General features: G+C 43.2%; 16 protein-coding genes. 1 reads left to right on the top strand and 15 read right to left on the bottom strand.

Annotation, left to right across the window (positions count from 1 at the left end):
- Positions 1-48 precede the first annotated feature (48 nt).
- From R8806_RS19705 to R8806_RS19685, 5 genes are all read right to left on the bottom strand, one after another.
- Positions 49-1,836: a vWA domain-containing protein gene (locus R8806_RS19705; protein ID WP_124315781.1), complete on the bottom strand. Its 1,788-nt coding sequence runs from the start codon at positions 1,834-1,836 to the stop codon at positions 49-51.
- 10 nt (positions 1,837-1,846) lie between these two features.
- Positions 1,847-2,695 carry an AAA family ATPase gene (locus R8806_RS19700; RefSeq protein ID WP_124315782.1) on the bottom strand — a complete coding sequence of 283 codons (849 nt, stop codon included), beginning with the start codon at positions 2,693-2,695 and terminating at the stop codon, positions 1,847-1,849.
- Positions 2,696-2,801: 106 nt separating this feature from the next.
- Positions 2,802-3,710 (bottom strand): Rpn family recombination-promoting nuclease/putative transposase, encoded by a 909-nt coding sequence (locus R8806_RS19695; protein ID WP_124315783.1) that lies wholly within the window; start codon positions 3,708-3,710, stop codon positions 2,802-2,804.
- A 139-nt stretch (positions 3,711-3,849) separates the two neighbouring features.
- Positions 3,850-5,067 (bottom strand): peptidase T, encoded by a 1,218-nt coding sequence (pepT, locus tag R8806_RS19690; protein WP_124316020.1) that lies wholly within the window; start codon positions 5,065-5,067, stop codon positions 3,850-3,852.
- Positions 5,068-5,178: 111 nt separating this feature from the next.
- The gene (locus R8806_RS19685) at positions 5,179-7,146 is read right to left on the bottom strand and encodes an OPT family oligopeptide transporter (protein ID WP_124316008.1); all 1,968 of its coding nucleotides are present in this window, start codon (positions 7,144-7,146) and stop codon (positions 5,179-5,181) included.
- Between the two features lie 125 nt (positions 7,147-7,271).
- Here R8806_RS19685 and R8806_RS19680 point away from each other — a divergent pair, with 125 nt between their 5' ends.
- Positions 7,272-7,640, top strand: a complete 369-nt coding sequence (locus R8806_RS19680; protein WP_124316009.1) for a DUF1622 domain-containing protein — start codon at positions 7,272-7,274, stop codon at positions 7,638-7,640.
- Here the strand turns inward: R8806_RS19680 and R8806_RS19675 are convergent.
- From R8806_RS19675 to R8806_RS19630, 10 genes are all read right to left on the bottom strand, one after another.
- On the bottom strand, positions 7,637-8,413 hold the full coding sequence (locus tag R8806_RS19675; protein ID WP_206513568.1) for a glucose 1-dehydrogenase: 777 nt from the start codon (positions 8,411-8,413) through the stop codon (positions 7,637-7,639). The two genes, R8806_RS19680 and R8806_RS19675, sit on opposite strands and share 4 nt — an antisense overlap.
- 524 nt (positions 8,414-8,937) lie before the next feature.
- On the bottom strand, positions 8,938-9,378 hold the full coding sequence (locus R8806_RS19670; RefSeq protein WP_124316010.1) for an FtsZ/tubulin family protein: 441 nt from the start codon (positions 9,376-9,378) through the stop codon (positions 8,938-8,940).
- Positions 9,379-9,426: 48 nt separating this feature from the next.
- The gene (locus R8806_RS19665; protein ID WP_124316011.1) at positions 9,427-10,401 is read right to left on the bottom strand and encodes a FimB/Mfa2 family fimbrial subunit; all 975 of its coding nucleotides are present in this window, start codon (positions 10,399-10,401) and stop codon (positions 9,427-9,429) included.
- Between the two features lie 121 nt (positions 10,402-10,522).
- Positions 10,523-12,190, bottom strand: coding sequence for an Mfa1 family fimbria major subunit (locus R8806_RS19660; RefSeq protein ID WP_124316012.1), 1,668 nt, complete (start codon positions 12,188-12,190; stop codon positions 10,523-10,525).
- Positions 12,191-12,284: 94 nt separating this feature from the next.
- Positions 12,285-13,796 (bottom strand): DUF3868 domain-containing protein, encoded by a 1,512-nt coding sequence (locus R8806_RS19655; protein WP_124316013.1) that lies wholly within the window; start codon positions 13,794-13,796, stop codon positions 12,285-12,287.
- Between the two features lie 3 nt (positions 13,797-13,799).
- Positions 13,800-14,375, bottom strand: coding sequence for a DUF3575 domain-containing protein (locus R8806_RS19650; RefSeq protein WP_124316014.1), 576 nt, complete (start codon positions 14,373-14,375; stop codon positions 13,800-13,802).
- A gap of 27 nt (positions 14,376-14,402) precedes the next feature.
- Positions 14,403-16,061 (bottom strand): hypothetical protein, encoded by a 1,659-nt coding sequence (locus R8806_RS19645; RefSeq protein ID WP_124316015.1) that lies wholly within the window; start codon positions 16,059-16,061, stop codon positions 14,403-14,405.
- Positions 16,062-16,067: 6 nt separating this feature from the next.
- Positions 16,068-19,061: a hypothetical protein gene (locus tag R8806_RS19640; RefSeq protein WP_124316016.1), complete on the bottom strand. Its 2,994-nt coding sequence runs from the start codon at positions 19,059-19,061 to the stop codon at positions 16,068-16,070.
- A 469-nt stretch (positions 19,062-19,530) separates the two neighbouring features.
- On the bottom strand, positions 19,531-23,067 hold the full coding sequence (gene nifJ, locus R8806_RS19635; RefSeq protein ID WP_124316017.1) for a pyruvate:ferredoxin (flavodoxin) oxidoreductase: 3,537 nt from the start codon (positions 23,065-23,067) through the stop codon (positions 19,531-19,533).
- A gap of 56 nt (positions 23,068-23,123) precedes the next feature.
- The gene (locus tag R8806_RS19630; protein ID WP_124316018.1) at positions 23,124-24,299 is read right to left on the bottom strand and encodes an AAA family ATPase; all 1,176 of its coding nucleotides are present in this window, start codon (positions 24,297-24,299) and stop codon (positions 23,124-23,126) included.

Below are 24,299 nucleotides of genomic sequence, written 5' to 3'. Positions count from 1 at the left end.
AAGAAATGAAAAAACAGCATCGGTTTTGATGCTGTTTTTTTATTATCGTTAAAATGAATTATCATCCGCTATCGACATGAATTTCTTACGAATCCACTGAGAGATTTTCGTTGTGATCTCCGGACCGGAATAAGGAATAAACTCTTCATACATATCCGCCTGTTCGAAATTATCAATCCCCACGGACAGAACCTCGATTCCTCTCTTCTTTCCTTCCCGCACGACCTCCCACACGTGTTCACGGGCATCCTCCCCGTCATACCCCGTGGCTGAGGGAGCCCCGTCGGAAATCATGAAGAACAATTTATTCTTGGCATCCGACTTGAACTTATCAAAACAATACAGCATGGCATACCCGTCAGCATTGGCATTTAACGCTTGTTGAGAGAACAGCTTCCCCAGTTGCAGTTTTTCGCCCCGATCGTGGAAACGAATAATCTCGATGCCCTCATCTCCACAGCGATGCCCGTATATCGAGTAATACACCACGTTCGGATACTTGTTGAAAGCCAAGGCTAACGCAGAAGAGATCACAATTTGCGTGGAAATCTTGTCTCCCGTACACATCGAACCGGACAAATCCAAAAGGATAACCACTTCCAAAATAGCCGAAGGAGCCATTACTTCCTCAAAAAATATATTCCGGTTATATCGGGATTGATACAATTCATCCTCATCCAATTCCCCGGAATCCTGCTCGTAGATCACCCGGGCTCGATCCATTTTTCCGGAGAACATGGCTAGACTCAACTGTATTTTGGCCGCCAGTTCCTTTGCCCGGTTCAATAAATCATCCGAAATTTCGGCTACATCAGCCTCGAACTCCTCGATACGGTCACAAACACCCAATGTCCCCTTCCATTCCAGCTTTGACCGTTCCGGACTCACGTATAACTGGGTCGAAAAGACAGGCTCTTGATTCAACGTTTTCCGCAAATCACGAATAACGGATTCAGCCATTTTAATCTGCTTATCCGTCTTGAAATCCTCGATCCCCTTCATCGCCTTCTTCATCTCCTGTAAAAAGAAATGATCCGGACATATCTCCTTTTCTTGAAACAACTCGGTCAACATTCCCGCATACCAAACAACCTCCTTGTAAGTCAATTCCCCATAATCCTTGATCGATTTCAAGATCGCATTCACTTGCCGTACTTTCCCGTCATTACCGGGAAAAGACAATACTTCCCGCATATAATTACTCTCGTCCAGAAGATTCGGGTACAATATTTTAGAACAGATATAATCATACAAAGCCTCGGAACCGTCCATTCCCCGATGTACACCATCTTCACTCTGTCCACCATAAAATCCCATATAATGTTCCACGGCATTCAATCCCATCGCCAACCCCAACTTACGAGCCGCATACAAATAATAGTGATAACCGGGAAAATCCTTTACGAGTTTCGACTCCACTCGCCGATCCTCAATAAAATGAATCATATCATAATGCATTGGTGTGTAGCGCAATTCATCGTCACTCAACTCTGCAATATCTTTTCCCGTGTAAATCAGATGTGCCAACTCGTGAACGAAATACCCGAAAAAGACAAATACTCTTGTCTCGTCCGACACGCCCAATCGCAACAATTTTAAATTCAGGGCTATATGTTTGGGATTCATCGACAAACTAGGAACCCGATTGGAAAGTACCATTTTAGGAATCTCCCCCGTGACATGAAAAGCGATCCTCGCACATACCGGGACCAATTTCAATAAATCCGTGGTTCCCAAATCCCGATCCAGTAAATTTCGAGCCATGGGAAAATTTCCCCACCAATCCCGGTCGATAAACTGTTCGTCATATATCTCTTCTATCCGTCGATAATCCATGACCGCACGTTCAAAGGGTCTGTATTAAGGAACGAGCCACTGTCTCTTCCCCTGTAATCACGTAGTTTGTGAGAATCACCCGCTCGATCACCTCATCCAGCCTGTACCCTAACGGGATATAAGCCGCCGCATCCAGCACCTGACGAGTCGAAAGTGAAACGGATAGCGTTTCTTTCTGTTCGGCCAAACGTAACACCTCGGCGACCTTGGCCAATTGAGTAGCCGCATCACGAGACACCTTCGGGAACCGAGCCTGAATCAATGCAGCCTCTTCTGCCGTGGTCAAGTAATTTAACCGAACTTTGATAAACCGATCTTCAAAGGCTGTATCCAAACGCTGCGTGGAAACATAGGCAAATCCCACGTTACCTGCTGCCACGAAAAGCACATTTCCGCCTTTATTATAGCGTTTCCCAGAATCCTCATCATAGATATACGATTGTTGACGATCCAAGATAGTCATCAGGAAATTCGCCGCCACCATCGGGGTACGTGTCAACTCATCTAAGAATATTAACGTTGGTTTAGTCGACACAAAAGCCTTAAAAAACTCCGAACGTACCGCTTTCGTTTTCCCGTCATCCCCGATAATCAATCCTCCCACGAACATCTTTTTCGGCTTAAAAGCCTGCCCCATATCGAAAGCAAAATACTCCATCCCCATGGCATCCGCCAATTCCTTAGCAATGGAAGACTTCCCACATCCTTTCGGACCGAGTAAAAAAGGATACCGCTTTAAATAGAGCGTGTGACATAAAAATTCCCACGTCTGTACGGGAATACACAAACTATCCGAATGTTTCGGCGGGGTAAAAGGGAAAAGAGTAGCCTGTTCGGCCACATACGCATTATTTGTCATTATTTAGTTTCTTAGCATTTTACCTATCAAAGGTAAACTTTTTATGGAAAAAAACACTTGAAACCAAATAACGTTCAAGTGCTTTTTATTATTCAAATATATTCCGTCATTCCAAATGTTCAATATCATCAATAGACAACCCCGTGGCTATTGCAATCTTCTCAACAGATAACCCCATCTGTTTCAAGGAACGAGCTACCTCAACCTTACCCTCTTTCATTCCCTCTTTCATTCCCTCTATCTTTCCCTCCTTTATTCCCTCGGCTTTTCCTTCTGCTTTCCCTTCAATCCATCCTGTTTGAATAACACTACGCTGATAACGTAATGCTTCCATGTGACGCTCGTACTCTTTCTGTTCCGCATCACTCAACTTATCTACCCGCAAACGTTCCCTTGCCTCCCGCAAACCACTTGCCGTCACATTCTCCGCAATCTCACCCGTCTTCAAAAACAATATCCATTCATCCAAAGGAGTTTTGGCCAACTTATCAAATTCATCTACCCGTAACACGTAATATTCCGGGAACAAATCTCCCGCATCATGACAAACAAATTGCTCCTGTTGTTGAACAGATAACCGTAACACATCTTTCGTATGAACACCCCGAAACTCCGTATGCCCATGATACACATAATCATCTCCTTGGCCTAAATCAAAATAAACAATATTGACAGAATACACTTTCTTCACGTTAGCATAAGGGTCTCCCTGATTTATGTATTCTGTAATCGCTTTAGAAGTGCCATACAACATCCGGTGAAAGTAATCCAGTTCCCGATTATTTTGAACCTCAATAATAACCAACTCTCCCTTCGAATTTTCAGCAAGCATATCAACCCGATTAAACTTGTCATCAAACTTTTGCTGGTTACCTTCACTTTCCAAAATTCGCTCGATACGGATCTTATCCTCTAAAAGCACGGATAAAAAACCTTCCAGTACCACAAAATTAGACTTGTTTCTCAATAATCGTTTGGCAGCCCAATCAAAACGAACTAAATTAGATTTCCCCATAGTATACAATTATTATATATACAAATGTACACAAAAACTGCGACTTATAGATTCAATCACAAAAAATATATTCAAAATATACAAGAAAAGCCCTTGAAACAAGAGCAAGTTTCAAGGGCTTTTCTAATGACTAAATTCTTTATTCCGCCCAAAGTTGAATCAAGTTCAAAATCGTCTGCTGCGCACGTCTCATCGTGTCCAGAGAACAGTACTCGAACTTACCGTGGAAGTTCATTCCCCCGGTGAATAAATTCGGACAAGGCAATCCCATGTATGAAAGACGGGCGCCATCGGTACCTCCACGGATCGGACGGACAATCGGGGTTACCCCGGCTTGCTCCATAGCCTTGAACGCCTTGTCGATCACTTCCGGATGCGGCTCAACCATCTCACGCATATTATAATATTGATCCTTCAAAGTTAACGTCAACACACCTTCGCCATACTTCTGAGTCAACAATTCTACCACTTTCATCATGAATTGTTTTTTAGCCTCAAACTTCTCCCGGATATGATCCCGAATGATATAACTGATTTCCGCGTTCTCCACGGAACCGCTCAATCCTACCAAATGATAGAAACCCTCGTATCCATCAGTATGCTCCGGACGCTCCCAGGCAGGTAACAGGCTATTCACCTCGGCAGCTACCTGCAAAGCATTAATCATCTTATCTTTAGCATAACCCGGATGCACGTTACGTCCTTGAATAGCCACCTTGGCACTGGCGGCATTGAAGTTTTCATATTCCAATTCGCCCTCGAACCCACCATCAATGGTGTAAGCGAATTTAGCGCCGAATTTCTCCACGTTGAAATAATCCACTCCCCGGCCCACTTCCTCATCCGGAGTGAAACCGATACGGATCTTCCCATGCTTGATTTCGGGATGTGCCATTAGATACTCGGCAGCCGTCATGATCTCGGCAACCCCCGCTTTATCGTCAGCACCCAACAAAGTTGTCCCGTCGGTTGTAATCAACGTATGTCCTTTAAACGCAGACAATTCCGGGAAATCCTTCACCGTCATCATCAGATCTTCGTTCAAACGAATATCCTTTCCATCATAATTCTCGATAATCTGCGGTTTGATATTCGCCCCGCTCATATCCGGACTCGTATCCACGTGAGAGATAAAACCAATCACCGGACGATCCTCATAACCCGGAGTAGCGGGAATTGTACCCATAGCATAACTATGCTCGTCCATCTCCACTTCGGTTAACCCAAGAGATTTCATTTCCTCTACCAAGTATTTCAGCAACACTTTCTGCTTTTCGGTAGAAGGGAAAGTCTCGCTCATTTCGTCACTTTGCGTGTCGAAACTCACGTATTTCAAAAAACGATCTTTTAAATCCACCATTTTTATTTTAGATTTTAAATTTTAGATTAAAACAGCTTAATCATTATTTTAGATTGCAAATTTCCAATTGCATTGTCCAATTTAAAATTTACAATCTAAAATTTAAAATTAATCCGCCAGTTTAGCTTTCATAGAATCGTAGATGAAGTAAAGGATGATCAAAATATACATCACGACAGCCAATACTTCAGCACCACTCCAAGTGATAAACCAGTCAGCACCGCAATATTTCAGAATAGCACTGATCACACCCATTAAAGCCCCACCAGCAATAAATCCGGAAGCAATTAATGTACCACGTTCACGGCGAGCTTTATTCACATTCTCGTCCTTACTACGAGTACCCACGTACCAGCTAACCAAACCACCAATCAACAGCGGAGTATTCAAATCCAACGGGATAAACATTCCTAAAGCAAAAGCCAATGCGGGAACACCGATCATCGTCAAGATCAATGCCAAAGCCGCTCCGGCAAAGTACAGCAACCAAGGAGTTGCTCCGCCTTCCATTAAAGGCTTGATCACGGCAGCCATCGCATTTGCCTGCGGGGCAACCAACGCGTTCTCTCCCACGAAACCATAAGTCTGGTTCAACACCATCATTACCCCGGCAATCGTGGCGGCAGAAACAGCCGTACCCAAGAACTTCCAGCCTTCCTGTCTCGCAGGAGTTGTCCCCAACCAGTAACCGATCTTCAAGTCGGTAATGAAACCTCCGGCCATAGACAGTGCGGTACAAACCACCCCACCGATGATCATGGCAGCCATCATTCCGCTCGTTCCACTCAACCCGGCACTAACCAATACCAGTGAACTCAAAATCAACGTCATCAACGTCATTCCGGATACCGGATTCGAACCCACGATAGCGATAGCGTTTGCTGCCACCGTCGTGAACAAGAAAGAGATAACGAATACAATCAACGTCGCGATGATCGTGTGAGTTAAATTACCCAACACGCCAAATTGGAAAAACACGAAAGTAGCGATCAGCACGGAGATAATCCCGGACAGGATAAACTTCATGGAAATATCACGCTGTGTACGCTCCACCACACCATCTCCTTTTTTCTTACCACCTAATTCACTAACGGCCAATCCTAAAGCCTGCTTGATAATACTGGAAGAACGGATAATACCGATAACACCGGCCATAGCAATACCACCGATACCGATATGACGGGCATAATTCGAGAAGATCTGCTCCGGGGTCATATCCCGCAACAACACTGTAATTCCCTCCCCAACAGCTAATGTCTGTCCATCAGCGAAATGACTAATAAAAGGAATCAACACGAACCACACGGTGAAAGAACCGGCACAAATAATCGCCGCGTATTTCAACCCAATAATATATCCTAAACCGAGTACTGCCGCACCCGTGTTCACTTTAAATACCACTTTCATCTTGTCAGCAAGCACTTCTCCCCATCCCATAATACGGGTTGAGATTCCTTCTGCCCACCAACCAAAGGTACTCACGCAGAAATCATAAAGACCTCCGATCAGTCCACTCACGGCCAATAGTTTAGCTTGGTTACCTTTCTTTTCACCGGAAACCAGAACTTCCGTGGTTGCTGTTGCCTCCGGGAAAGGATATTTCCCATGCATGTCTTTCACGAAATATTTCCGGAAAGGAATCAATAACAAGATACCCAAAAAACCCCCGAACAGAGAAGAAAGGAATATCTGGTAAAATTGAGCCTCCAGTCCTAAAATGTAAAGAGCCGGTAGCGTAAAGATTGCCCCGGCCACGATCACACCGGAACTAGCTCCGATAGACTGGATAATCACATTTTGTCCCAACATATTTTTCTTCCCCAACATATTGCCCACACCAACAGCAATAATAGCGATAGGAATCGCAGCCTCGAATACCTGACCTACTTTCAGTCCAAGGTAAGCTGCTGCCGCAGAAAAAATGACCGCCATGATAATACCGAATGTCACGGAATAAGGCGTAACCTCCTTGGGTTTCGTGTTCGCCGGCATCATCGGCTTGTACTCCTCGCCCGGGGCGAGCTCCCGGTACGCGTTATCCGGGAGTGAATTCATTTGTTTGTTCTCTTGCTCCATTGTTTCTTTATAGTAAGTGATTTATTTTTACAACACCCCAAAGATAACGATTTTAGCGAAAAAACGGGAATTGTAACAACCTTTATACAAAAAATCCGTAATTACGACATTATAAATACCACATCATGAAAATCATGCACTATCTTGAAATACTATCCACGGGTATCAGCGTCATCAGCCTGATCATCGTTATCTATGGGGCGATAATTGCTTTTTGCGCGTTCATCCGTAATGAATCCCGACGTTTTACCGGGAAATACTCGTTCACGGCAACTCGTGAACTTCGTGCCGATCTAGGAACTTATTTACTATTAGGCCTTGAGTTTTTGATTGCCTCCGATATTCTAAAAACAGTTCTGGAACCCAGCTTGAATGAATTGGCTATACTTGGGGGAGTTGTAATTTTACGGACAGTCCTGTCCATTTTTCTCAACAAAGAAATCAAAGAATTACAAGTACAAAAAGAAGGAACGGGTGGTCCCGAAAAGGATTAATCCAACGTTTGGACACCGCCCCCGTTCACAAATAACACCTGCCCAGTGATCCAACTGGAAATCGGTGCTGCAAAAAAGAGGACCGCCCCGGCAATATCCTCTATTTCACCCAATCGCTTGATTGGAGTGTGTTCCAACATCTTTTTCTCGATCTCCGGAGTCAGCACGGATGCGAGTGCTTGCGTTTCCACGGCTCCCGGTCCCACGGCATTAATCCGTACATCGGGTCCGAAATCCATTGCCAAGTTGGCTGTCATGTGATTCAAAGCCGCTTTTGACGAGGCATAGGCACTCATGTTCGGACTCCGATTGATACTTCCCATGGAAGTAATGTTCACGATCGAACCATAACCAGCCTGTTTCATATAAGGTACGGCCAACTGGCACAATCTCCAAGCACTGAACACATTTACCTTGAAAATACGTTCGAAATATTCCACCGTCACCCGAAAAGGATTTTCACGGCCTCCCCCGCCAACTCCCACGTTATTCACCAGAATGTTCAATTTACCGAACTCCACGATGGTCCGTTCCACGAGATTCATCAAATCCGCATCTCTCGTCACGTCACATTTCAGAGCCAGAGCCCGACGCCCCATTTCACGTATATCTTCTGCCACCTCTTCGGCTGCCGCCAGATTCACGTCACCAATCACCACATCAGCTCCCGCCTCTGCCAAAATACGGACACTCCCGCAACCGATACCATTACCGCCTCCCGTCACGAGAGCTACCATTCCCGTCAAATTCAACATTTTATTCAAATCCATCATCTTTCTTGTTTAATTTTCACACATTACGCTTTTTCCCCTTTCAAGGTTACTTCGAAACGAGAAAATTCCAAAAACAAGCGACGGGAAACGCTATCTATTTCACGTATTTTCAATCTTTCTGATATAGGTTTACTCTAGTTTACAATAAACTTTTTCAGGGTAATAACCGTGTTTACCCGTTGCATATTCGATGCACTTAGGGATTAAAGACGTATCAACTTCGCTACAAAGACGTATCAAAGACGTTCGTGAACGTCTTTGATACGAACTTGATAGGCTTTTACTCTATGATTATCTGGTAATTACCTTAAATACTCATTCCTTCTTCATTTGATAACGGGTAGTCCTATACGCATTCTTGCATTTAGGAATTCACATTTCACTACAAAATTGTATACAAGTACCTTAAGTTACACTTCTATGTATTTTTCTCTTCGCCAGAAAAGAATACCATTCACGGGAATCTTGAAAAAGATTTCCGTGAATACTTTATTTTATATGACCGATCTGAATCCCTCAGGTAATTACTTCCACCCGGCCAACAATAATATTTCCAATTGATTCCCTAATTCATCATTACGCCCGGCTCCCCAAACCATTTCCACTTCATTTCCTACTTTTTCCTCAAAATAATTCATTACCCGGACCAATTCATCCATCATCAAATCCTCCGCACCATATTCAATGTACATCAAATACCTAGCATGATCCGCTTCTTCGATAACCGATCCCAATTTTGTCAGCACATCTCCGATTGCATCTATGGCTCGACTTTCGCCGACTCCCGTCCCGATCTTCAACCGAAACTTATTATTACCATCCATAAGATGCTCCACATCCCCTCGATCCAGACCTACCAAATTCTCTCCATGCACGAGAGGTACAAGGTCTTTTATAAATACATTTCTTAATTCTTCAACTGTGAGTGACGAATTATTAAACAATTCCTCCAATCTTTTTTCCATGCAATATTATTGATTACCATTTTCTCAAAAGTAATCAATTTTTGGAAATTACAAATCCTCTCCCTCATCTTGAATGTGCCACGTCCAATCATTAATGATCACTTGCACGGCATGCCATAGGCCTTCCCCGTTCTCCCCGGCAAAATAGAAAACAACATCCCATTCATCCTGACGATCAAAATACTCTTGGGTACTCCAATTACGCCCGGCCATCATGGTCTTGCTAAAATAATCAGTAAGACTTATATTAAACACCGGCTTATTCGTGGCTTTCTCCGTCACGACAAAACGAGTCGGTCGATCATCCATCAAACGCATCGTGTTCAATTCCACACCGATGGCCGCAGGACTGATCTGTTTGCTATAATAAGGACGAAAACTCAACTCATCATCATCCTTCAATTGATTCTGATGATCAAGATACCCGTTTGATTCAAGAATCTCGTAATCATAATCATCCACGGCAAATCCACCTCCACCATTCTCCGGCTGTTGGAAAATAAATCTTACGGTATTTGTATTCTTGATCAAGTTAATTGTCTCGACAAGATTGATATTACCGGTAAAGTTTACATCATTGATTTCACCATACCAAAGCGGTTCCAACGCTTTATCAATAATAAGCGATGACGTTCTCTTCAATTTTAATTCCAACTCCGTGATCGACGTACCCGGGGCTAACTGAGGAACATCGTACGAATCATGCACCCCGGCCCAAGCCATCAACTTGTATTCTCCCAAAGGAAGTGCCACGGACATCTGGTAATTACCGGTAGCTAACGCATCCCCCTCTTCGGCTTGTTGGAAAAGGAATTTGCCATCCTTGTCGAAAACATAGAGCTCCACTTTATCTACCTGTTTATGAAAAGCACAGACGGATAGCATATTATAGTCATATTTAAACTTGACAAACAAGCGACACTCCGGCAAATCTTCATTAAAGGCATCACAGGATACGAGTATCCCAGCACCAATCATCAGTAGCCCAACGATCAGTAAATTTATATGACTTTTGAAATTCATTTCTTTCTTTTTTGGCGTTCCATTCTACTAATGGCAGACAACATCTCCTCCCATACCAAGAGGTATAAGCTTGTGAGGGACAAACGTCGTCCCCCACAATTTGACAAAATCATCGAACTGATTATAATTCTTCAGTTTGAGTATACCAAGTCCAAGGATTCACGTTAATTCTGATAGACAAATATTTGTCCTCATCCTCATCTTTCGTACCCGGATCCGGTTTCGGAATATTCGGATAACCCGGATTGTTTACCTTAGAAATATGCACGTCGTAAACAGAGTTACGAACCACTCCGAATTCTCCGAATTCATTGTAAACCTGATCAGTATCGTCATGTTTAATCATAATCGGATAGTAATTTACTCCACCCTTGTAGTAAGATACGGTTCCATGACGGTAAGCTCCATAATTTTCCACGTTACTTCTTTTCAGATTAAAATTAGCAACCACCTCATCAGCTCTCGCTTCGGGAGTTCCACTACCCCTGTCAATCGATACCTCCGGAGTTCCGATAGCTACCAGATACTTATTCACAGTTTGGGATAATGCTGCAGTATAGATAATACTAGGATCCTTATCCTCGCTGGTGTACTTGTACAACAATTCCGCTTTAATATAATCCATCAACAAATTCCAAGTATAGTACCCGCCATTAACCATAAGCCAATCTGCACCTGCCATCAATTCTCCATGATTCACATTATCCGCAGGATTATCGTAAACATTCTTATCCGGAGTAACCAATCCTTTCGGAGAGTAAATAACTTTAAACAGGACCTGAGTTGTGTAAGCCCACACGTTATGCTCGGCTGTTTGGGTGTTCTCAAGACAATACTCCACGTTGTTCACGGATATTTCAGTCGGATGCCAAGCTCCGGAAGCTATATTCGCTGCATCCATCTCGTAATTATATTCTTGCAAATAACTTGTAAAATTCGGGTCGGACATCAAGGGTTGTACGTCATGATTCGGATCCTTTCTATATGACCCCAGATCATACTGGTCAAAAGGAGTGATACATCCTCTCGGAGTCTCTTCCATCCATGTCTTCACACGCTCAGATACCGGGAAATATTTCTTGTTCGTTGCATTCAAAACCCAACCGGGTTCAGAGATATTCGCCTGCAAATTATTAGCTGCGATATTACCGTTGTCAGTATATACCCGAACCTTTGCCACGGCACGGTCTATATGAATAGAAAGCGGTTGGCTCTCAGCCTTTGATGCTGAATTATAAAGAGTCAGATCTGTCTCATCTCCATTGGGAAGAGATGGCTCCAAACCACCTTTAGCATTCGTCATCATGAAATAAGAGGGTGAGGATAACGAGGCTATAGCCACAATAGCTTGATTAAACTCATTATAAGTACTAACGTTCGTAGGTAAATCTGGACTTGGATTTGCAATCACCAGAATCCGTTTAGAAGCAGCCGGAACTTTAAAAGCCGTCCCCAGAATTCCTTCCGGTTGTCCGGGTTCTCCCGCTTCTGTATCAGAACCTACAGTAAAAGACTTATCAGCAGTCACATTATGTGCCGCATCAAAGAAAATAACCCGAAGTTTACTCACGGTAGATTCTGCCGGAGTTCCCATCTCCTTATCCGGGTTATTCAATGCCCTACCCAAGGCCTTCGCTGCGGCAGTCTTAATATCCAAAGAGATCCACGCCTCCCCGGTAGGATCCGTTACAATCCCGTCATCATCATCATCTCGACCGATATGGTCATTACTACACGCCGCAAACAACAATACTAAAAGTGTCGCAGCAAAATAATACATCTTCTTCATAGTTACAAAGTTTAATTGAAAATTGGTTGTTTGTTTGTTAAAAAATTGATTGGTTTATTTATCAAATTATTATCAATTGATTCTATCTCTACTCTTATTTATAAATCACCCTAGATTTCATTTCCTGATCATTCGCTTTCTTCTTACCAAGCTCCTCCAAGTTTTTTCCTGCAACTTCAAGCCCGGCATCCGAAGCTGCCTGCAAGAATCTTTCGGCAGCATCGTAGTCACCCTTCAAAAGGGCCAACACTCCCGCAGCATTCGCATATTCCGGTAATTCCTGATGTTTCACCTGAGCCAAGAATTGACCTGCCGTTTCCGTGTCTCCGCGAGAAAGTGCCGCTATTGCCGCATTCAATTTAGCAACATCATCTTCCGGGAATAATCTCACGGCAGTTTCAAACACGTTGATAAACTCACGAGATCCATTCGGGTAAGTATTTGCCACCAAGTACATCTCATTCAAACTCAAGTTCTGCGGACGCACCTTTATAATCTCCTTCGCTTCCTCCACGTTGAAGTTCTTAACATGGTACTCAACCTTGCAAATGGCAACACGCAATCCCGGATAAACATTTCGAAGCAAATAACGATAAGGCACCCCTCCCTGCAACTTCATCAAACGTTCTTTTCGCTCCTGCCCGTCATAGTTATCTATGATTGATTCGACCGCAGTTTTGTAAGTGACATCAAGATTCGCCAAGGCTTTGCGCAAACCTTCCCAGTTCTCACCACCGAAAACGATGTGGTAAAGTGAAGGAGCAAACGAGTAACGTCTTGCCAGATAATTCTTCAACGCCAAAGCTCGTCCTTCAGACAATCGTTTATTACCGGCCAAAGAACCTTCCGGAGAAGCATACCCGATAAGATCCAAGCGGTTAATCGTAATATCATGGTCAACATGCAATTCATCAATCATCGCCCGAATCTTCGCTAGCTCCACGGGATTATTCATGTATTCCGGCTGAATATAAGTCTGGTTCACCTCGAAGTCCAGAAAAGCCTCTACTTGTTTTTCCCGGTTTTTAATTGGTTCGGGTACGGGTTGCACGTAAGCCAGATGGGGTACCACCCGGTAAGGAACCGGAATGAAATCCAGCTTCACGGTATCAATGGTCTCCACTTCCATCCAAGCCACTTCCCCACAACCACATTCATCTTTCTGAACGTCCAGATAGGCTTCCGCCATCCAAGCTTCGAAAGGAAGAGTATAGCGATACTCTATCGTTTGATTTTCAGCCTTCACGTTTCTCACCACTTGATAATGGGCCGGGTAAGCCGATCGTTCCGAGGAACTCATCAGGGAAAGAACCCGCTCGTAGGTTAAGTACTCGTTACGCCCTTTAAGCGAAACTTTGGGAAGTTCAAGCGTGTCCGAAGAGGACACTAACCGGGGGATAATATCTACTGCCCCGGCAGACTTCACTTTCACGTGGTCCAAGACAATATCCATTTCCACGTAAAGCGTTTTCCCCGCTTGTAACACTCGTACCGGATTGACATTAATAGTTCCGGTATAAGAGGATTTTGACTGGGCTGCCGAAGTTAATGTCCCTAGCAAGAAGGCAATCAACACGCAAGCCGTGTATCGTATCATTATTTTCATACTTTACTTGATTAAATAGATTAGTGAAATACCGACCTTTGTCGGACCGAAGTAATTCCGATTTCCGGATTTTAACCGGGAACCGCATTCGGCACATGGGTACTTGTCATACACGATACGGGCATATCCCAATCCGAGAGTGGCTTCAATCCCCCAACGTCTTTTCAGAATCCAAGCGTGACCGACAGAAATCCCGGCTCCATAAAGATGTCCCTCGTACCGATTTTGTTTCATGTTCTCGCTGATAAAAGACCAGTCCGGCAAATTACCCACGTTAAAATCAGCATAATGAGCATGCAAACCGATAAATGTCCGCCGAAAGCGTTCACAAAACCAGTAACGAACCTCAGGCTGTATGCCCCAATGTCGCAAACGTGTCCCGTCATTAAACTTCCACGGGTTCAGATTCACCGGCACATCCAGCGTCCACTTCCGGGCCAAGCTAAATTCCACGCCTAGATTAAAGGTCGTTGTTGCATCGTATAACAGGTTTGTCTTCACGGCCACTTTCTGGGCATGCACCTCAGGAATAGCACAACAGGCAAGTAAAAAAATAAATATTAATCGTAGTTTCTTCATAGTTTCTTTTTTAGTTGATCCGCATTATCAGGAAGGATATGTCGCTTGAGTTACATAAACTTTTATTCTTTGAGTTGATCCTTTACCTATCGAGACATACACAATTCCCTCCCGGCGACTAGATGATCCGTTTTCTTCGATTTTCAAGTTAATCTTTCCATCGTCCACGTATATATAATCCGGGTCATTACGGATCTCCCCGTTCCCGGGAGCTAATTGTAGCCAACCATGATTCGCGTAATCCTCCACGAAAGCCGAAACATAATACCCGTTATTAATAAATTCACCAATTGTCCTAGCATTAGCAGAAATCATATCTTGCCTTCTAACCGAGATAATCTTCCTGAGATTACCAAGATACAATTCAATCTCTCCCGAATCAAAACCTGCCAACATCTGAATCTCAACCTCTAAAGGCGAAGTCGTTGAAACCGGAATCTTTCCATCAGCAGGAGAAACAATCTTCAAGTTGCTCGTCAACGAGGTAATCGTCCTTTTTTCCGGGAACTCGGTCTTACAATCCGTGATCAAAGTAAAAGCCGTGTATATTCTAGTTGTTCCCGCACTTGCATAAATCTCAAAATGAGAATTCGTTACACCAAGATAATACTCGTTATTACTCACAATCTCATAGGCTGATTTATCTTGTACCAAAATAGTATAATCCAGATTCGTGTTCGACGCAAGAGAAGCTTTGACATCAGCTATCGAACTAAATCCTCTCCCCTTGATAGAAGTGATCGTAAAAATATACTCCGTGTTACGCTGGATATTCAACATATTCCGGTTATCATCCACGAGAGCCATCTTGTAAAAAAAGGATTCTCCGTTATAACGTCCTCGAATAATAAGATAAGTATCATTCGACGATGTATGAGTTTCGTAAACATAGAGAGGATTATCCCCCGTTGTTTGTTCTTGCGGCATAATCTCGTCCGTTTCCACTATATCTGATATATACGAATTATCCCCTCTATATTCCACTAAATTTTCGACACCAATATTCTGTTCCAGTGTTTCGGTTAAATTATGCAGTCTCGAACTCTTAGCCACATTCGTCACCGTGGTAATTCCATCCAGTATAAAACCGGGAGCCGTGTTTCTCACGACAATCCTCCCGACAGCACGTTTCAACTGCATCTGGGGCATGGTCACCCCGGTACCAATCCTAGGCAAATCGATCAAATCACTCATAGGCAACTTTTGCCCAACATAAGGCACCGTGTTCTGCGGATCTGTCAATGCCGCCGTATGCAAATTCTCACAAGCATAAGCAAGGGTCTTATTTTCAAGACAAGTACTAAAGTTCTCCGTTGAAAACGCGTATGGCATATTCCCCACGTAAAAATGACTTGCCGGATTTGCCAGTATCAACAGCCGACAGGCATCAGAAGATTCCGTCAGGTAAACATACGTTTTACCATTAAGTTCATCTGCCTGAACCGCCTCTACAAATTCCGCATTCCCATCTGTTCCCCGAAAAACAAGAACCCAAATTCCTTGCTCCACGGCTGTTTCACTCGCGCTAGCCCGGGCCACAGGTAACCCGTAAGCTCCGGTTTTAGTGAATAGCTCGAACCTGATTTTTTCATCTGTAACCACAGGCCCTCCCCTTTCATCCTCTTTTATCGAACACGCCGAAAAAGATAATAACAACGTAAATAATATCAATATTCCCTTATACATCACTCATCAATTTGAACTCATTTCATCTTTCACGCAACGGATTGAATAACCGAATGTCGGCAAAATATGCAGGTGCCCGGGATTCCAGCCGGCAATCTCCACTGACCAAACTGATTTCACGATACTTCCTTGTGCAGTAGCCGTATTCGGTCCCGTAGATGAACTCCAATAATATCCAGTCTCACCAACATATTCCAGATATCCACCCCGATCCAAACGACGTCCCGCGGCCGGGAAAAAAGTCGAGGCATTATTTTCCGGATTATAAACCAATGTTCCCCGGTAAGCCACACTTGGACTGTTTATGGAAACCCCAACTCCCAGTCGAGCTGTAAGCCTTGAAGTTGTTGCAATCTGTACTTTCATCGGACGTCGATCATAGTAACCATCAGCGTAAAAACCAAACAATAAATTTATATCCTTATTGGCCACGTACGCTGGTGAGGTCTTCTCCCTGATCGCTATTTTCTCGTTTTCTTCATCTCCTTTTCCAACAAGGACCTCTGTATCGGGAATGGTCTCCCCCTGCCAAGGATTTAGCCATAAAGATTGCCTCCATTCCGAGAACGCGATATTCTCTTCTCCCTTAATCCGTTCCGTGACTGTAATTCCGTTAACATCAACATAGCCATTCCCGTACCTATAATTCGGGTAAGGTCCATTATATGAAACCTGATCAATATACCCATCTGACGGGCGATGATAACCGGGAGGACAAACCTCAACCTCTTCCCCATAGCCATACTCGTATTGCTCGTCAGACCCGGACGATGCCCATATTGGAATCTTATTCCAGTATTGGGTAGAGGTCCAGTAACCTTCGGGAGAATCCGTATTATATGGCAATGCAGGATTGTAAGCCCGGCGAATAAAGTCAGCCATATCCTCGTCTGTCTTGCTTAATGCCCACTGGTAAAAAGCTCCTGCCTGCGTGGGATAATCGACAAACTTGGCATCCCGCTTGGATGTCTTCGCGTACAAGCCCACGTAATCTTCTGTTTTATTCTTCAATTCACGATCCGTAATATTAAAGGCCGAGAATTTTCTGGCATAGGCACGAGACTTACCTTGTAATGGCCCGTCAAGTATACTCGATTGCGGATTCATGATATAATCAGCTGCCTCCCCTTGTCGGAGGTAAAGTTTATACGACGGACGCCAGCCGTTTTCAACCGTAGTTGCCTGCGTAAAAGTCAGTGTAACCGTGGCATATCTTGGAGCCTTCTCCCCGGTACTTCCCGCATTTGGATTAGGACTTCTCCAACCAACACGGAAATAAACACGTCCCCTACCATTTATCTTAGTTCCACCACTTTCCATTTCCCCCTTCTTATATTCATTCGGACGCACGGGATATTCCTCCGGCTTACCGGGATTATCCGTTCCGACATAAGGATCGAAACTAGGTGTCGTACTCAATATAACTTGATCTTTATAAGGTTCGTCAACTTCCACTTCCCAATACCCTAAAGCATAATCCTGTTTTTCCAAACGTGGTAATTGCGTGGAAATAATCCGTTCGCCAACCTCATTTTCCCGGAAAAAAGCACCTATATATCCATAACCATTCCAATGGTCACCTTGAAAATGCGCACCATACTGGCTCGTATTCACCGTTATCTCCCGTTGAAGGCTGTTCTTCCCATTCTCATCCTCCGCCGACAATATCAGCCGGAAAATAGAATGCCGCCCATCAGGATTTACCAGAGAAGTCTCCACGTCCATGTTGTACTCATCCAATAAAATATCCATATACCCGGTTCCCTCTCCACGTATAACATCATAAGTATATGCAAAACGTGTCGTTGAATTTTCCCCCGCAGCAAGTATAAGATCGTTAAATACCTTCTCCGTCTTCATCGTCTTAGAACCCGCAACAATCACGTCCGGCAACACCTTCACGACAGGCATATTCGAAGAGAATGTAATTCTGGCCCCGTTAAAGTCGGTAATGTTCACACTTATATCCGAAACATTCAGATAACGATTCTGCGCTTCCCATCCATGTTCTTCCTTTCCCCAAGGAGTAACTTGAATATTGATATTTATCGGGTCCTTGATAACGCCCGTAAGCAAAAGTGCCGAATTGTAAGGTAACGTGTAATTGTCCTTTGAAGCACCACTCACGCCCGCAGTTTGTATCTTTAAATAACAGGAAGGGCTATGTCTCTCTTCCAAATCCACCTTAAAAGTAATAGCCTTACTATCATCATTTTCAGGAGTAAAATTACTGAAAGGCAAAATAAAACGTGTAATCTTTTTTACCCAAACAATACCACGAGACCGCTGTTCCGCGCTAGGCGTAACACTTGTAAAATAACCGGCATCATCCGCCAAAGTATATTTCCGGGTTTTATTTCTACCAAGTGATGTATTACTTGCTGACATCAATGTAATCCCCTCCGGAACATTAAAGAAAGTAACCCCTTTAAAATAATCTGTCAAATCTTCTTCTCCTTCCAACACGACATCCACACGTGTTGCCAGTCTTTCCAACTGCAACTCGATCTGACGCTGTATCTCTCCTCCGTCCACTCTCGCTCCATCCTGTCCCGGAAGGACCTCTACATTCTCCAACTTCTGGAACATCGGAATAGAAACACTCGATTGAAAAGCTTGTTCCGGGTACATGATACTTTCAAGATCAGCATACTCATAGATTCCATTTAATGCATCTACAATAATCACAATATTCGGCTCATTAGCCAAGAATACGAAATCATACGTACCATCATCTATCGGATGGTTAATTACTTCATTCAGCTCTGCATAATACAATTTATTGCTCACGCATCGCCCCGTATTTTTATTAAATGCAAGAATCCGAAGTCGCTCGATCTCGTTGTCAAGTGGATCCGTTGAATTCAACAGACGTCCTCCTCGCACCTGTAAATATGCCGCTGCATTCTCTGCATCATCCGCTTTCAAGCGTTCTTCAATACAGGACATCAGTAGCACAGATGCCAGAATTATCCCCAAAATATGTATTTTCTTAATCATTCCTTCCAACTATAAATAGCCTTATACACTCATATTATATTGGGATAAACAAAAAGATGTTATTTTACTTCAAACAATACCTGTATGACCGATTATTATCAATCATCATGATTACTTTATAAAATAAGTAACTACCTTTGTCATCTGTAAAAAAATACCTGATTATTATCCATTATTCCTTTTCATTTTATACATTACAAAAATACTTTCAGGAAATCAAGAATTAGTACTATTTATAGTGTATTTACAATCTATTATGCCTCTAATGAAGTAATTAAAATTAACAAATGACCCGCATTTAGGTAATTTTACTATATGCAGGCACATTTTGTTTCATTTTTCAAAATATATTAAAACGGAGGCACGGATAACAAAAAAGAGTTGTATTTATAGCTTGACAGGGAATCCCACACAAAAAAGATCGCCCGGAAATAAATTCCGAGCGATCTTTTTCTATTATTAAGGAGTATTACTCGCCGTATTTCATTTCTGCACGACGCTTGTAACCTTCATAACGCCATTTAGCGTCAGACTGAGTCTTGGCAAACAATTGCTCAGCTTCTTCCGGAGCAGCCTTCAACAAGGAGTTGAAACGAACTTCACCCATCAGATAGTCACGGAATTTACTATAATCCGGCTCCTTAGAATCCAATTGGAACGGGTTCTTACCCTCTTCTTCCAATGCCGGGTTATAACGGTATAATTGCCAGTATCCGCATTCAACAGCCTTCTTCTCTTCAGCTTGAGATTTACCCATGCTTGCTTTCAGACCGTGGTTGATACACGGAGCGTAAGCGATGATCAATGAAGGTCCGTCATATGCCTCTGCCTCTTTCAAAGCTTTCAAATATTGAGCTTGGTTAGATCCCATAGCAACTTGTGCAACATACACATAACCATAAGACATTGCCATTGCACCCAAATCCTTCTTGCGAACACGTTTACCGCTGGCAGCAAATTTAGCCACGGCACCAACAGGAGTTGATTTAGAAGATTGACCTCCAGTATTTGAATATACCTCGGTATCAACCACCAATACATTCACGTTATGACCGCTTGCTAACACGTGATCCAAACCGCCGTAACCGATGTCGTATGCCCATCCGTCACCACCGAAGATCCATTGAGATTTCTTCGTGAAGTAAGCCTTCAATTCTAAAATCTCTTTAGCGATAGCTGAATTTTCTTTAGCTAACGCAGCAGACATATTGTCGCTGACAGCTAAAGTCTTCTCTCCATCCTCGAAAGCAGCAAGCCATTCGTTAACAGCAGCCTGAGTTTCGGCAGAGAAACTTGACAAGTTTTCTTCCAACAATCTCTTAGCACGGTCACGCAAACGGTTATTACCTTCTGCCATACCAAGACCATACTCAGCATTATCCTCGAACAATGAGTTAGCCCAAGCCACACCACGTCCTGATTGATAATTCTTACAATACGGAGTTGAAGGAGCTGAACCTCCATAGATTGAGGTACATCCGGTAGCATTAGCCACCATCATTCTCTCTCCGAACAATTGAGTAATTAATTTAATATACGGAGTCTCACCACAACCAGCACAAGCTCCGGAGAACTCGAACAAAGGTTGTTGGAACTGAGAATTTTTCACGTTATTCGGCTCAACTACTTTCTTGTAGCCAACCTTTTTATCCATGTATTCGAAACGAGCGATTTCAGATTCTTGAGATTCAAGCGGTTTCATTACCAATGCTTTCTCCTTAGCCGGACAAACATCGGCACAGTTACCACAACCCGTACAATCTAACGGAGATACTTGAATCTTAAACTTCAATCCTGCAAGTTCCTTACCAATAGCCGGCTTGGTTTCTGTTCCGGCAGGAGCGGCAGCTAATTCAGCGTCAGAAATCAAGAACGGACGAATAGCAGCGTGAGGACAAACGTAAGCACATTGATTACATTGAATACAATTATTCACTTGCCATTCCGGAACATTAATAGCGATTCCGCGTTTTTCGAACTTAGAAGTTCCGGCAGGGAAAGTTCCGTCTTCACGTCCAGCAAATGCACTAACAGGAAGATCATCCCCTTTTTGTGCGTTCATCACGTCAACCACGTTACGGATAAATTCCGGACGGTTTTCGTCACAAACACATACTTCGTCTTTCAAGTTTGCCCATTCAGCAGGAACAGTAACTTTCACTACGTTTTCAGCCAAACCACCCGCATCAACAGCAGCATAGTTCATCTTCACAATAGCCTCACCCTTCTTTCCGTATGACTTGTCGATAGCTTTTTTCATCTCACTAACAGCCAAATCGTAAGGAATCACGTTCGTGATTTTAAAGAATGCAGACTGCATGATCGTGTTCGTACGGTTACCCAAACCTAATTGTTGACCGATCTTCGTTCCGTTGATAATATAGAAATTAATTTCGTTTTCAGCCAAATAACGTTTCATTGCATTCGGAAGATGCTCTCCCACCTCTTTTTCATCCCAAAGAGAGTTTAACAAGAAAGAACCACCTTTCTTCAAACCTTTCAATACATCATACATGTGAATGTATGCAGGCACGTGACAAGCCACGAAGTCAGGAGTAGTTACCAAATAGGTTGAACGAATAGGATCATCCCCGAAACGAAGGTGAGAAGCCGTAAAACCTCCTGATTTCTTAGAGTCATAAGCGAAATAAGCTTGGCAATATTTATTGGTAGCTCCACCGATAATCTTGATAGAGTTCTTATTAGCACCTACAGTACCGTCAGAACCTAATCCGTAGAACTTAGCCTCATACATGTGGTCTGAGTTCACTTTTACTTCCGGTTCAATAGGAAGAGAACGGAAAGTTACATCATCCACGATACCAAGAGTGAATTGGTTCTTCGGCTCGTTCATAGCCAAGTTCTTGTAAACAGCAATGATTTGTCCCGGAGTTACATCCTTAGAACCTAATCCATAACGTCCGCCAACGATCACCGGGGCATTCTTCTGACCATAGAACACGTCTTTCACGTCAAGATACAACGGATCTCCGTTTGCACCCGGCTCTTTCGTACGGTCAAGCACTGCAATACGTTTTACCGTAGCAGGAACAGCTTCCATGAAATATTTAGCAGAGAACGGACGATACAAATGAACAGCGATCATACCCACTTTCTCGCCATTAGCAAGCTTGTAATCGATCACCTCACGGATAGTCTCGGTTACAGAACCCATAGCGATAATGATATTCTCGGCATCTTTAGCTCCGTAATAAACGAACGGACGATAGGTACGACCGGTAATCTTGGACATTTCATCCATATAACCAGCCACAATATCAGGAACTGCATCGTAGAACTTGTTAGCCGCCTCTCTCCCCTGGAAATACACATCCGGATTTTGAGCGGTTCCCTTTGTTACAGGGTTCTCAGAATTCTGAGCCCGATCACGGAACTCCTGCAAAGCCTTCATGTCAACCAAGCCACGAATATCTTCCATATCCAACTCTTCGATCTTCTGTATCTCGTGAGAAGTACGGAAACCGTCAAAGAAATTAACGAAAGGAACTCTTGACTTGATAGCCGTCAAGTGTGATACAGCAGAAAGGTCCATTACTTCCTGTACAGAACCGGAAGCCAACATAGCAAAACCAGTTTGACGGGCAGCGTAAACGTCTGCATGATCACCAAAAATAGAAAGTGCATGAGCAGCCAAAGCACGAGCACTCACGTGGAACACGCAAGGAAGTAACTCTCCTGCAATCTTATACATATTAGGAATCATCAATAATAATCCCTGAGAGGCCGTATAAGTCGTGGTTAACGCACCAGCTTGCAAAGAACCGTGAACAGCTCCGGCAGCACCTGCCTCTGATTGCATTTCCATCACTCTTACTGTCTCCCCGAACAGGTTCTTTCTACCTTTAGCAGCCCATTCGTCTACATACTCGGCCATCGGTGATGACGGAGTAATAGGATAGATACACGATACCTCGCTGAACATATAAGCTACATGAGCAGCGGCCGCATTACCATCACATGTGATAAATTTCTTTTCTTTTGCCATTTTTTTAAACATTAACTAACAATAGTTGATCACTCTATTTAAGATTTTTATTTCTCTCAATACACAAAACCGGCAAGCCACAAGGGTATAACATTCTTTTTACCTCGTTCGATCATATCGGTCATCAGAATTACTGAATCCCGGACTCGCCCTTTATCTCCTTGTTGCCGTACGGAAACCTCATATTTCTGGTTCACGAACAAATCTTCATTTCCAGAAAAATTCAATTTTGCCACGGCACATAATTGACTAATTAAAAATGTTTTCCGAATCATCAATGAATCTGTCTGATCCAGACAAACCGCATTCAGCAAATTGGGATTATGCAAAAATACTTGATTCGGTTTTAATCCGTTCTCATCATCACTTTCCCGATCAAACAACAAGGTCAACAACCGAGCATTCTTCATGTAATGCAGGTAATTTAACACCGTTGCACGAGAAACACCGATCTGGGCACTCAACTTACTGATATTAATATTACTATTACCATTTGCCACGATAAAAAGTAATTGTTTCAATTTTGTCAAGTACTTCAGCTCGATTTGATTATTGTACGGAATATCAAACTCCAATGTTAAGTTGATGTTTTTCAGTAAATAATCAATATGTGATTTCTCCTCCAAATATATGGGATAATAACCATATTTCAAATAGTTATTAAAAAAAGCTAACGGGCGTACTTTCTCCAAAATATCATTCACGATCTCCTCGTGATGTTCCACGATTTCCTCGAAAGAATAAATGGGAAACTTATATCCCGTTTCTAGCTCCAAAAACTCCCGAAACGACAAACCGCTCAGGTTGTACATCTCCACGATTCCATGCAAATATTTGTTGGATTTGACCCGCAAAATAGAAGATGCGGTAAAAACGATCTGCAAATCCGGGAAACGATCATAAGCCTCCCGCAATTCCCGATCCCAGTTTGGATACTTATGGATCTGATCCAGCAACAATACTTTCCCTCCCAGCTTGTAGAAACGTTCCACGAAATTAAACAATCCTTCCATCGCAAAGAACAAGTTATTGATGTTCACGTAAAGACAAGAAGGATCGTCCTTGTAATGATCCTTGCAAAAGTCTAGTAGGAAATTGGTCTTTCCCACACCACGACTTCCCTTTATCGCAATCAACCGGGCACGAGAATCTATCGTATCCAATAAACCGCGACGGATAGCCGACGTCCTTTCTTTCATCAGGATCTTATGCGTGTTACGTAAACTCTCCAT

Origin of the sequence: Butyricimonas faecihominis, from assembly GCF_033096445.1 — a bacterium.
GTDB lineage: Bacteria > Bacteroidota > Bacteroidia > Bacteroidales > Marinifilaceae > Butyricimonas > Butyricimonas faecihominis.
This window is presented reverse-complemented; position numbering and strand designations above follow the sequence as displayed.